This window comes from Paenibacillus sp. USHLN196, from assembly GCF_037144955.1.
Lineage (GTDB): Bacteria > Bacillota > Bacilli > Paenibacillales > Paenibacillaceae > Paenibacillus > Paenibacillus xylanexedens_C.
Genome location: NZ_JBBCYH010000003.1, coordinates 64963 through 77899 on the forward strand (window position 1 = coordinate 64963; position 12937 = coordinate 77899).

Here is a 12937-nt window from a genome sequence, read left to right on the forward strand (position 1 = left end):
TTGATGAACTATTCTAACAATGAACATACGTGTAGATGAAATCAGGTGAAAGACATGGAGAGGTTGGAGCTTCATGTCTTTTTGGTATGCAGAGATTGTTTTAATAAATTAAATTACAAAACAGATTGACTATAAGAAGTGAATCGTGTTAATTTTGTTTTGTAAGTTATTTGTTTTTATAATAACAAAACCTAACAAAATAATATTTACCAACTCTAACAACAATGGAGGCTGTCATGAGCACAATACAATCACATGTTTTTCAGAATTGGACGTTTAAGGCTTGCGAAGATCAAGAGTGGATGCCGGCTCAGGTGCCCGGCTGTGTGCATACAGATTTGCTGAAGCTGGGCAAGATTCCAGATCCTTTTTATGGAACAAACGAGAAGGAAGTACAATGGATTGATAAGATAGATTGGGAATATCAGACGGAATTTGACGTTGCCGAAACGTTGTTCTCGCAGGAACATCTGGAACTGGTGTTTGATGGTCTGGATACATATGCGGATGTGTATGTGAATGAGGTGCATGTGTTATCAGCAGATAATATGTTCCGAGTATGGAAGGCAGATGTAAAGTCTGTATTGAAGGGGAAAGGCAACATTCTCCGAATACGTTTTCGATCACCAATTCAGGAAGATCTGCCGAAGCTGGAGAAGCTCGGATATGCATTACCGGCATCGAATGATCAGTCCGATGTTGGCGGACTTGGCGACAAGAGAGTAAGTATTTTTGCACGTAAAGCCCCGTATCACTATGGTTGGGACTGGGGTCCGCGTTTTGTAACCAGTGGGATCTGGCGTGAAGCACGTATTGAAGGTTGGACGCAGGTACGAATCAATGATGTGTATATCCAGCAAAATGAAGTAAGCGCTACCTCAGCTTCATTAACTGCTGTTGTGGAAGTCGAGACATCACAAGCGGTAGATACGATTATTCGTATCGGCGCAGATGGACAGAGATGGGAAAGATCCGTATCGCTACAACCCGGAACACAGACTGTGGAGATTCCAATCTCCATTGATGAACCAAAACTGTGGTGGAGCCGTGGGCTTGGTGATCCGCATATGTACACTTTCCTTACCGAAGTGCTTCAAGGTGAAAGAGCTGTGGCTGAATCTACAGTGAAGACGGGGCTTCGTTCCATTCGGTTGGTACGTGACAAAGACGAAGCGGGAGCATCCTTTTATTTTGAACTGAATGGTGTTGCGGTCTTTGCCAAAGGGGCCAACCACATTCCGAATGATAGCTTCATCACTGAAATTACTCATGAACGTTATCGTCATGAGATCGTATCCGCAGCCGAATCCAATATGAATATGCTGCGCGTGTGGGGTGGCGGAATCTATGAGCAGGATGTGTTCTACGAACTGTGTGATGAATACGGAATCCTGGTATGGCAAGACTTCATGTTTGCTTGCAGCATGTATCCAGGAGATGAAGCGTTCCTGAACAGTGTAAGACATGAAGCGATTGATAATGTGAAACGTCTGCGTAATCATCCAAGTATTGCACTATGGTGCGGTAACAATGAGATTGATTCGGCTTGGGCTCAATATGTTGAGAATGGTGGCTGGGGTTGGAAGAAAGATTTTACTGCCGAGCAACGTGAACGCATCTGGGCCGATTACGAAGCCATTTTCCATGATCTGCTGCCAGAAGTGGTTGAAGCGTATGCTCCAGGTGTGGATTACTGGCCTTCTTCACCTCTTGTATCACTGACAGGGGATGAGAAGCAGCATGCGCACCCGTCTACATCTGAGGGCGATATTCACTACTGGGGCGTGTGGCACAATGTAGAACCGTTCGAAAACTACAACGTACATGTGGGTCGTTTCATGAGCGAATACGGATTCCAGTCTTTCCCGGAATACAAATCAGTTCGGACTTATGCGGAAGAAGAGGACTTGGCTCTGGAATCGGAAGTGATGCTCGCACATCAGAAGAATGGGGCAGGCAATCGTCTGATCAAACAGTACATGGATATGTACATGCATGAATCGAAGGATTTCCCATCGTTCCTGTATATGAGCCAAGTACTTCAGGCGGAAGCAATGAAGACCGCCATTGAAGCACACCGTCGCCGTAAACCATTCTGCATGGGGACACTTTACTGGCAAATGAATGACTGCTGGCCGGTGGCCTCATGGGCAGGCATGGACTACCTTGGGCGTTGGAAAGCATTGCAGTATTACGCGAAACGAAGCTTCAGCGATGTGCTCGTCTCCGTGGACGGGACCAAGGAAGATACTACAGATATTTATGTCATCTCGGATCAGCTTGAGCCAGTGAAGGGTCAACTGCAGATTCGATTGATTGGATTCGATGGCACAGTATATCGTGAAGAAGAGCATGAGGTAACCTTGGCATCGAACTCGGGTCAACTGGTGTTGTCTCTGAGTCAGGCTGAATGGTTGCAAGGCCGTGATGTTGCAACAACGCTGTTGCGCCTGGATCTGAAGCAGAATGGAGTAGCGGACATTGTGCAGGAGCATTATTTTGCACCATCCAAAGATATTGCACTGCAGCCTGCACAAATTAAAGTAACTGAGGTTACCGAAAATGAGGGCAAATATCTTCAACTCGAAAGTGATGTGCTTGCCAAACAGGTATGGATTTCCTCCGAAGCAGAAGGCGTATTCTCTGACAACTTCTTCGATCTCATTCCTGGCATTCCGGTGAAGGTACAGTTCACTACTAGAGAAGGGCTGCAATCTTCCGATGCGGTCTCCAATACAGGACTCATTGAAGTTCGTTCCATGGCTGACTTTATCAAACTATAATAAGGCTTACACCAGAACGGTTGAAATCTCTCAATGAGGGATTTCGACCGTTTTTACATTGAGGGCAGCCAAACAAACTAAGCCAAAACAGAAGTGCACTTCAAAGATAGCTTCATCATTGCTATAATTGATAATCATTATCAACTATAGGTGGGTTTTAAGTCACAATGCTATGCATTGTGCATGTTTGGACCCTTAGGAAAGGGAGTCTATATGTGGATTCAGAATGATATCAAGTTATGGGACCAGGTTCAGGTTCGTGTGCTTGATGTCCGTCTTATATCACTGGCAACACATGAGTTCATGCGCAATTATGTGTTACCGACCAGTGCATTTGTGTATGTTCAAGGCAGAGGGCAAGTGTGGCTGGATGAAGAGGTATGGTCTACTGGCCAGTTCTTGCTGCTGCACGGGGGAAAAGGAAGACGTCTGACATTTGAAGCGACCGGGGGGATGGAGGTACATCTGATCTTGTACAAATCAACGCTACCATCCAACGTGCTTGTGGAGTACCGAATGATGCTAAACCAGCGAAATCCGTTTGAAGAGTCTTGGGCAACAGCGCCGGATCATGCCCTTGAACTGCGTGAGCTTGTGCGGAATATACATGAATGCTGGTCAGGACAGGAGCAATTGGGGAAAATACAGGTCAAAGTGCACTTCTTTCAATTGGTACAGCTTGTATTATTACAGCGGAGTCGCATGCTTAACGAAGTTCAGCAGCCTTCGCTTACCGATCAGGTATTGCGATATATCAAAGCTCATTTCCGGGAATCGATCTCACTTGATTCACTTGCCCAGTCCTTGAATTATAGCCCGCAGTATTTATCACGCAAATTCAAGGAACAGACGGGATGCACACCGACAGAATATGTGATTCGGTTACGAATGGGTGAGGCAAGGAATTTGCTTGCGTCCACGGAAGCTTCATTACAGGAAATCGCTGCATATGTGGGCTACATGGACCCATTCTATTTTAATCGAATTTTCAAAAAAGAGACTGGCATCACACCTGGACAATATCGGTTGAAGCAGCAGGAAAACTCAAAAAAAGTTTCGAAAAGTACATTAAATGCAACAAATGACTCCATTGTAACAGCAGGAGAGGAACGTTATCCTTTAATTGATGATGATAATCATTATCAATATAGGGGAGATGAGGAAATCAACATGTTTAATCATTTTAAATCAGCGATCATGTCGCTTGCGCTTGTACTCACATTGAGTGCTTGTGGAACAGCCCAGCAGGGGGCAGAAACATCCGAAGTTGCGGCTGAACCTGAACAACCGGCAGTCGTGGAAACCCAAATGGTGAATACGACCTTTGGTGAGGTAGAAATTCCTGCACATCCGCAGCGAGTTGCTGCCATTGATTATCTGGGTACGGTGCTTGCTCTGGGTGTCAAACCGATTGGTGGAGGACAATTTCTGATGAACAGCCCTTATCTGGAAGGCCACTTGGATGGTCTTGAAACAATAGGGGATTCCGTTGAACAATTGATGGAGCTGGAACCTGATCTCATTATTACATTGAATCCGGACAAGGCCGCTTATGAGAAATACAGTAAGATTGCTCCAACTGTTTCGATCGCATCCATCACTTTCCCGACACTGAAGGACGAAGTAAACTATTTCGGTAAAGTTCTTGGCAAAGAAGCGGAAGCAGAGAAGTGGCTGGCTGATTTTGATGAGGAGATCGCCAAAATCAAGCAGGAGGTGCAGCGTGTTGTTCCAGCTGACGCTACATTCTCCGTGATGCAGGAATATGATCACCAAGTCTTCATTTTTGGCAATCAGTCGGGCCGGGGGGGACGTAACATCTACGAATTGCTTGGTTTGCAGGCACCAAAGAACATTCCATCCGAGTTGATGCAGGGCGCCTATCATGAATTCTCCATAGAACTGCTCTCCAAATACGCTGGAGACTACATTGTGCTGACCAGCAACTCTCAGCTGAAAGAACTAGAGGCAGATCCGATCTGGGGTTCATTGCCTGCTATCAAAAATGGAAAAGTGTACATATGGACGGAAGAACAATCCTGGTTCCGTGACCCTATCGCCTTGTTGAAACAGACACAGGATCTGGCTGAATGGATTATTGGACTTAATACACCGTCTAAGTAAGGAACTTCAAAAAACCGTGCCGCCCAATTTGCTGAGCAGCACGGTTTTCCTGTTTCTATAGGACTGAACAGTAGAAGGGGATTAGCTGCTGGTTCGACATATCTTAATCTGACCCTAATCGTGTTAAAATAAGTCATTTTTTGTTCGATGTGCATGCATAATTTCCCTAAAGTTACAAACAATACATCCAACTTACACAGGGAAAGGTCGTGCTTGAGCATGTGCAATCGTTTTTCATTGGCAGCCGATTTGGACGAAGTCAGAGATCATTTCAAGATTCAGCGAGTGATGTATTATTACAAAAACCGATACAATATCAGCCCAACCCAGCATACGCCGATTATTTTGCATCAGGATGGTGAGCGTGTATTGGATGAATTCCGGTGGGGGTTCATTCCATTCTGGGGTCGTGATGCCGTTAACGCGAATCTCATGACGGTGCATGAGAATCCTTCCTATTACAAACTGGTAGAGACCAAGCGCTGCGTCATTCCCTGCAATGGATTGTATTACTGGCGGCAAGAGGGCAAGAAAAGTTATGCGGTCCGCGTTGTCATGCCGGATCGCGGTCTGTTCGGCATTGCTGGGTTATACGAGGTGTGGAGAGATACACGGAAAGAGCCGCTTCGTACCTGCACAATGCTTATGACAGGCGCGAACATGGTTACACGCGAGTTTGGCAGTAAAATGCCAGCGATCCTCTCCGAAGAAGAGATCAACACTTGGCTTGACCCGGCTAATACACGAGTCACTCAGTTGCTGCCACTATTGAAATCGTATAACAGTACTGAGATGAATCTGTATCCAGTCACCCCAATGGTCGCCAACGATGAACACGACTGTTACGAATGCGTAGAAGAGATGGATCAGAAGCTGGCCTACGTTCGGAGTTTCTGAGTCCTCTTTGGATCGAACGAAGAAGATGAAGAGGGCTGAGAGTCTGATGACACTCTGCTCTTTTTTTTCTTTCTGAAAATGAAGAGTTGCAATCGCAGTGAAACGTAACTATAATAATTACAGTAAGTGAACGCATATATTCATATATCTATTAAAAGAGATATTTATTACCAGGAGGGAACCACGAATGAATCCAAAGTTTAACCAGATGTTTGAACAAGTTTCACTACCGACTGGCATTACATTGAAAAACCGTATCGTGCTCGCTCCCATGACTCATATGTCCTCAAATGCTGATGGTACCATATCCGACGCTGAACTTGCTTATTATGCACGTCGCACCGGTGGTGCTGGCATGTCGATTACGGCTGTAGGGCATGTAACAGAGCATGGCATTGGTTTCCCGGCTCAGTTCGGCGTATATAATGACAGCTTCATTCCCGGTCTGAAACGATTGGCTGATACGATTAAACAGCAGGGCTCTGTAGCCATATTGCAAATATTCCATGCAGGCCGTCTGACGCCTGAACAAGCCGTACCCGCGGGTCAAGTAGTTGCTCCTAGTGCGGTTGCGAGTGAGCGTCCGGGATCTTCTGAACCAAGAGAGTTGACTGATGCCGAGATTACTTCCATTATCAAAGACTTTGGTGAAGCGACACGTCGCGCAATCGAAGCTGGATTTGATGGTGTTGAGATTCACGGTGCTAACGGTTATCTGATCCAGCAATTCTTCTCCCCGCATTCTAACCGACGTGAAGACCGTTGGGGCGGAAGTGTAGAGAAACGTCTGGCATTCCCACTTGCTGTAGTGGATGAGATTCAGAAAGTGGTTGCCGAGCATACGAAATTGCCATTCATCATTGGTTACCGCTTCTCCCCGGAAGAACCGGAAACACCGGGACTCACGATGGAAGATACGTATGCACTGGTGGATGCACTGAAAGATAAAAATCTGGATTACCTGCACGTTTCTCTGAACGAATTCTGGTCCAAACCAAGACGTGGCGAAGCAGATACACGTTCAAGAATGGAATTCATCCTCGATCGTGTGAACGGCAAATTGCCTATTATCGGTGTAGGTTCGATTCATACGGCTGATCAGGCCGCTGAGGCGCTCCAAACGGGAGTACCACTGCTTGCCATTGGACGTGAGCTGATTATCGAACCGGATTGGGTTGAGAAAATCGAGAGCGGACGGGAAGAAGATATCGAGACGATTCTGACCAAATCGGATCAGGAGCGTCTGGTTATCCCTGACGGGCTGTGGAATGCAATCATCCACACACCGGGCTGGTTCCCTATGGCAGAAGATAAATAAGATACACTTCAGGACTGGAATGGAGGGGGCGAGAGCTCCCTCTTTTTGCACGTGGTCCAAATTCTCCTGGTGATCGCACTGTGGTATGATGGGATGAACAGGATCAACTGGATAATCAACGGTTTGGAGTGAAGGAATATGCTCGTTGCTGAACGGTATGAGAAAATAGTGGAATGGGTGGATACGCAAGGCAGCATGCGTGTGACCGAACTTAGTGAGCGCTGCGGGGTGACAGAAGAGACGATTCGTCGTGATCTGGACAAGCTCGAACAGGCGGGTAGGCTCAGACGGTCCCATGGCGGGGCGGTCAGCGTAAAATATAAGGATGAGTTACAGTCGGAGATTCCGTATCCGGAACGGGCTATAGCCCATGCAGAAGAGAAGCGCAGGATTGCAGGCGAAGCGGTGAAAATGGTGGAATCTGGCGACCGGATCGCCCTCGATGCAAGTACAACGGCTTGGTATATGGCTGCAGGATTGCCAAACATTCCACTGACGGTATTAACCAACTCGATTAAGGTGGCCGCAGAGCTGAGCAACAAGGAGCAGATTCGCGTGATTGCCACAGGTGGGCAACTGGCTTCGAAGTCCCTGTCTTTTGTAGGGCCGCTGGCGGAACGTTCGCTGGATGCTTACCATGTCGATAAAGTATTTTTGTCTTGCAAAGGGGTGCATCTGACCAAAGGCATTAGTGAATCCAATGAATTACAGGCCTTGGTGAAGCAGAAGATGATCCAAATTGCGGATAAGGTCATTTTACTTGCAGATTCCAGCAAGTTTAACATACAGGCTTTTACGAGAGTTGCTGAGATGAGCAGTGTGGGGAAAGTGATTACGGATCAAGGCTTAGACGAAGAGCAAGTAAGTGCACTAACTGAGCAGAATATTACGTGTATACGTGTGTAAATAGAAAGGAATGAATGTCATGAAACATCCTTTTCATCTGAAAGCGGTATGGAATGGTGGACGTAACAGTGAGGGAACCATTGATGCAGGTGGATTAAAAACGGTCATATCGATTCCGCAGGAGATGGGCGGACCTGGTACGGGAACCAACCCCGATGAGATGCTACTGGGTGCAGCCTCTACCTGTTACTTGATCACGTTGGCAGCAATGCTGGAGCGTTCAGATATTAAGCCAGATGAGCTGACGCTGGAGTCGGAAGCAACGGTAGATGTTACGAATAACGTGTTTACGTACGAACGGATCGTACATAGACCCCGGATTGTGCTTAGCACAGATGCTTCTGATGCAGATCTGGTCAAAGCCGAGCGCTTAGCGCACAAGGCTGAGTCATCCTGTATGATCTCCCGAGCGGTGGCAGGCAATGTTGCGATCGAAACACAGCCAGTCGTTGTAACTACAGGAGCCAATGCAGTGTGATATACTTAAGAATAGGCGACGCAAGTCGTCATTCGTGTAAAATAAGGAGAAATTCGGCATGAACACACAGAAGCGCAAGATCAACCGATGGATACGTTTAACACGTGCTATGAAGCTGAATTTCCTCAAATTGTTACGTGCTCCCGGAGGTGCCCATAAAGTATCTACCGGATTTGCCATAGGGTTCGGACTGGAACTAATCGTGATCTCGACCGCATCCCTGATATATCTCATATTCTACCCGATTGTGCGACTGTCTGGGGGTTCGATGCCTGCAGCGATTGTTGGTAATGTGATCGGGAAACTTACGTTTTTGCCTATCCTTCTGATGCCACTCGCCAAGCAGATTGGTTCCTGGATTCTGCCTGCTCACAGCATGGGACAGGGATTGGTACACGAGAGTGCATTCATGGAGCTGTTTCGCGGGAACTGGTCGGCAGTGAGCGAATTGTTGCTTGGTGGACTGGATATCCTGGCAGGCATGTCCGTGTTCGGTATCATTCTGGGTGTAATTTCGTACTTTATCGTGAAATTCTTCTACGTCAGAGCGCTCAACCGGCGTTATGAACGCCGGCTGGAGAAACGCCGACAAGCGGATATCGCTTCGGTATCACCTCCGGTATTAATCAGGAAGCCATCACAATCATAATGGGCAGCATCAACATGGATGCAGCGGTGGTCCACAGAATACAGCGAGATACAAACTGCGGAGAAGCATTGAACTGTTCAGCCAAAATAACGGCGTTCACTGCGGTTGGCATCGATGCGAGGATCAGCAGCACACTGAACAACGTGCCTTCGACCTGAAGCGCGGTCAGAATCAGCCAAGAGAGGATCGGTGCAGCTGCGAGACGGACCACAAGCCCGGTCCAAAATGCCCGGCGTACATTGGGTAGCCAAGGCGCAGTAGCACCTTTTGGTCTGAGCATCTGTGCTCCCAGAATAGCGAGAACGACAGGGGAATAGCCTGTAGCCAGCATGGAGATACCTCCATCCAGCGCGTCAGGCAAGCTCAGATTGGATGCGCGCAGCGCAATGGCGATACCGGCAGCATAGATGGATGGCATGCGGAAAACGGACAGAATTGCATCTTTTACCGTGAATTCAGATCGCGCTGCAAAAAAGATACCTACCGTATTGACAATGATCATCTGTCCAATAACGTAGACGGAAGCCTTGTCCAGTCCAAGCTGACCAAAGGCTAGCAGTACAAGCGGGAGCCCGTAATTCACGCAGTTCGTAAACGTGGAGACGAGGGTGAGGCCCGCTTTTTCGCTTGCACCCAGACGAAAAATCCGGCTTAACAGCTCGGCAAGTGCCCACAGGGCAATCAGATTAATGATAGAGAACCAGAACGTGCTGGTGACGTCCGTCCAGGTAATCTCTGCGTGCAGCAATGTATTGAAGATGAGCGCAGGGCTCAAAATATAAAGGGAAAAGGTCGAGAGCGACCGGGTATCCCAATTCTTGAAGCGTTTTAACAGAATACCTCCGATCACGGGAAGTGATATCGGCAGGAATACATGGTATAACGTGAGTAAAAATGAGTGAAGCAATGCAATTCAGTCCCTTCTGGATGAAAAACCTATCTTATCATAGCAGAAGATGCACTTCATATGAATGGATTTCAGTATGATTGTGTGTAGTCAGCCGCGTTGCTTAACGGATGATTTCACGGATGTGCAGCGACAGCGGATTGCTATTTTGATATGGCAGATTTATTATAGAAGAGGTGCAACAAGATTACATACACATAGAGGAGGAAACTGTAATGAGTGAATCAAAACGCTTGCTCGTACTGGCCGGCTCATATGCCGAAGCGGAAAATGAGGGCATTTATGCATATGAATTGAATGAGGATACAGGCAGCTTGTCCAAGCTTGACGGCATCGCGGGTGTGAAAAACCCAACGTTTGTCAACGTGGATGCTGAGGGTAACAAACTGTATGCGATTGGTGAAACAGCGTCAGCTGAAGGCAACAAAATGTCTGAAGCGGTAGCTCTGAGCATTGATCCTTCTACAGGAAAATTAACGTTGCTGAACCGGAATAACTCCATTTCAGCTCCACCATGTCATATCCAGCGTGACCCTTCCGGCAAATACTTGATCCTGTCCAGCTACCACGGTGGTCTGGTAGGATTGCAAGCCTTGACGGATAACGGTGAAGTTGGAGCGCTTCTGGACGAGAAGAAACATGAAGGCCAAGGTGCGCATCCTGAACGTCAGGACAAGCCACATGTGCACTCCGCATTCTTCAGTCCAGATGGCAAATACATGATGGTACAGGATCTGGGCGCGGATAACATCGCGATCTATTCCATTGATGCAGACAAAAATGAACTTGTGCTGCACAGTGAAACCAAAACGCATCCGGGAGCTGGCCCACGTCACTTGGCGTTCCACCCGAATGGTCAATTCGCTTATGTCATCAATGAAGTGGATTCTTCGATTACTTCGTTCCAATATGATGCAGCAGCGGGCACGTTGACTGAATTGTCCACGGTATCGACATTGCCTGATGGTTATGATGGCAAAGAGAATACAACAGCCGAGATCACAGTTTCCAATGATGGACGTTATGTATATGGTTCTAACCGTGGACATGATAGCATCGTTGTATTTGCAGTAGACGCAGACAAAGGTCATCTGACACTGGTTGAGCATGTATCTGCTGAAGGTGAGCACCCACGTCATTTTGCTCTGACACCTAATGGCAAACTGCTGATTGCAGCCAACCGCGATACGAATAACCTCGTGACATTCACAGTGGATCAGGAAAGCGGGCGTCTGAAATACACAGGTCACAGCACAGGTGTATCCAAGCCGGTATGCGTGAAACCTGTATATCTGTAAGATTATAAATGCTAAAACCAGCTCTGGCTGGATTGAAAATTAGAAAGGACCCTGCCTATATGGCGGGGTCTATTTATTTGAATATCCAATGAGATGATTAGGACTTTTTAGTATGCAAATTCGATTCAAATGAAGGGTTTCGCCTAAAAAAAATCATATAACAACCAATTGGTTTCATTAGTTTCGCCCAAGTAACTACCCCACTTCAAAGTGCGTACTTCCTGAATGGATAGTCAGGGTCTACAATGAATGAGTAGCCAAAACAAACACTGCATGCATCTGAACAGAAGAATTGGTGCAGGCTAAATATCTGATTATATTTTTACAGGAACGACTCATACTTGAACAACAAAGGAGAAATAAATGATGAAATTGCAATTGGCACTCGACTTGGTAAACATCCCTGAAGGTATCGCACTGGTTAAAGAGGTTGAACAATATATTGATATCGTTGAGATTGGTACACCAATCGTTATTAATGAAGGTCTGCACGCGGTAAAAGCAATGAAAGAAGCCTTCCCTAATCTGCAAGTTCTTGCAGACCTCAAAATTATGGACGCTGGTGGTTATGAAATCATGAAAGCTGCTGAGGCTGGTGCGGATCTGATCACTGTGCTTGGGGCAACCAATGACAGTACAATCAAAGGTGCAGTAGCAGAAGCGAAGAAACAAAACAAACAAGTTCTTGTAGACATGATCAACGTGCCTAACCTTGAACAGCGTGCTCGTGAAATTGATTCGCTTGGCGTAGATTACATCTGTGTACACACAGGTTATGACCTGCAAGCTGAAGGACAAAGCCCATTCGAAGATCTGCAAACGATCAAAGCAGCTGTGAAAAACGCTAAAACGGCTGTCGCTGGTGGAATCAAGCTGGAAACATTGCCAGAAGTGATCAAAGCACAACCGGATCTGGTTATTGTAGGCGGCGGTATCACAGGACAAGCAGACAAAGCGGCAGTTGCAGCTGAAATGCAACGTCTCGTTAAACAAGGGTAAGCGGATGAGCAAAACACAATACGCAGCTGACATCTTGAAGGAGCTGGAACGCACGTTAAGCCAGATCGATGATGCAGAGATGCAAGCAATGGCTGAACATATTCTGGCTGCAGAACAGATTTTTGTAGCAGGAGCAGGCCGGTCAGGACTTATGGGAAAGGCTTTTGCCATGAGACTGATGCAGATGGGGCTTCGTGTATATGTGGTGGGCGAGACCGTAACACCTGGGATCAGCTCGAAGGATTTCCTCTTGCTGTGCTCTGGCTCAGGAGAGACAGGCAGTCTGGTAGCCATGGCTCAAAAGGCTAGTCAAGCTGGTGCACCTGTAGGTCTCATTACAATTAAGCCAGAGTCCACGATTGGCAAATTGGCGACTACGGTAGTGCGTCTCCCGGCTTCAGCCAAAGAGGACACAGCAACTTCCGGGGCGGCAGTAACCATTCAGCCGATGGGCTCGTTGTTCGAACAAGGACTGTTAATCGGCATGGATGCTCTCATCCTTACCATGATGGAAATGAAGGGTATGACCGGAGCGGATATGTTTGGCCGCCACGCAAACCTGGAATAGTGAATAGATG

At 47.0% G+C, this 12937-nt stretch carries 11 protein-coding genes; 10 read left to right on the top strand and 1 reads right to left on the bottom strand.

Annotated features, from left to right (window positions below; translation table 11 throughout):
* The first annotated feature begins 236 nt into the window (after positions 1–236).
* The 7 genes from WFI24_RS07195 to WFI24_RS07225 all read left to right on the top strand — a co-directional run bounded on the left by WFI24_RS07195 (position 237) and on the right by WFI24_RS07225 (position 9155).
* Positions 237–2783 carry a beta-mannosidase gene (locus WFI24_RS07195; RefSeq protein WP_336759711.1) on the top strand — a complete coding sequence of 849 codons (2547 nt, stop codon included), beginning with the start codon at positions 237–239 and terminating at the stop codon, positions 2781–2783.
* Positions 2784–2996: 213 nt separating this feature from the next.
* Positions 2997–4907, top strand: a complete 1911-nt coding sequence (locus WFI24_RS07200; protein ID WP_336759712.1) for an AraC family transcriptional regulator — start codon at positions 2997–2999, stop codon at positions 4905–4907.
* Between the two features lie 219 nt (positions 4908–5126).
* Positions 5127–5804, top strand: a complete 678-nt coding sequence (locus WFI24_RS07205; RefSeq protein WP_091016984.1) for an SOS response-associated peptidase — start codon at positions 5127–5129, stop codon at positions 5802–5804.
* A 187-nt stretch (positions 5805–5991) separates the two neighbouring features.
* Positions 5992–7122 carry an NADH-dependent flavin oxidoreductase gene (locus WFI24_RS07210; protein ID WP_336759713.1) on the top strand — a complete coding sequence of 377 codons (1131 nt, stop codon included), beginning with the start codon at positions 5992–5994 and terminating at the stop codon, positions 7120–7122.
* Between the two features lie 138 nt (positions 7123–7260).
* Positions 7261–8028: a DeoR/GlpR family DNA-binding transcription regulator gene (locus tag WFI24_RS07215; protein WP_336759714.1), complete on the top strand. Its 768-nt coding sequence runs from the start codon at positions 7261–7263 to the stop codon at positions 8026–8028.
* Positions 8029–8047: 19 nt separating this feature from the next.
* Complete coding sequence (locus WFI24_RS07220; RefSeq protein ID WP_336759715.1) at positions 8048–8506, top strand: OsmC family protein; 459 nt, start codon at positions 8048–8050, stop codon at positions 8504–8506.
* A gap of 58 nt (positions 8507–8564) precedes the next feature.
* Positions 8565–9155, top strand: coding sequence for a DUF2062 domain-containing protein (locus WFI24_RS07225; RefSeq protein ID WP_336759716.1), 591 nt, complete (start codon positions 8565–8567; stop codon positions 9153–9155).
* On the opposite strand, the gene WFI24_RS07230 is transcribed toward WFI24_RS07225, so the two are convergent.
* On the bottom strand, positions 9133–10062 hold the full coding sequence (locus tag WFI24_RS07230) for an AEC family transporter (RefSeq protein WP_145318349.1): 930 nt from the start codon (positions 10060–10062) through the stop codon (positions 9133–9135). The genes WFI24_RS07225 and WFI24_RS07230 overlap by 23 nt on opposite strands.
* A 215-nt stretch (positions 10063–10277) precedes the next feature.
* On the opposite strand from WFI24_RS07230, the gene WFI24_RS07235 reads away from it, so the two are divergent.
* The 3 genes from WFI24_RS07235 (at position 10278) to hxlB (ending at position 12927) form a co-directional block, all read left to right on the top strand.
* The gene (locus WFI24_RS07235) at positions 10278–11360 is read left to right on the top strand and encodes a lactonase family protein (protein WP_310334641.1); all 1083 of its coding nucleotides are present in this window, start codon (positions 10278–10280) and stop codon (positions 11358–11360) included.
* A gap of 366 nt (positions 11361–11726) precedes the next feature.
* Complete coding sequence (gene hxlA, locus WFI24_RS07240; protein WP_336760255.1) at positions 11727–12359, top strand: 3-hexulose-6-phosphate synthase; 633 nt, start codon at positions 11727–11729, stop codon at positions 12357–12359.
* Positions 12360–12363: 4 nt separating this feature from the next.
* The gene (gene hxlB / locus WFI24_RS07245) at positions 12364–12927 is read left to right on the top strand and encodes a 6-phospho-3-hexuloisomerase (RefSeq protein ID WP_047842632.1); all 564 of its coding nucleotides are present in this window, start codon (positions 12364–12366) and stop codon (positions 12925–12927) included.
* Positions 12928–12937: the final 10 nt, after the last annotated feature.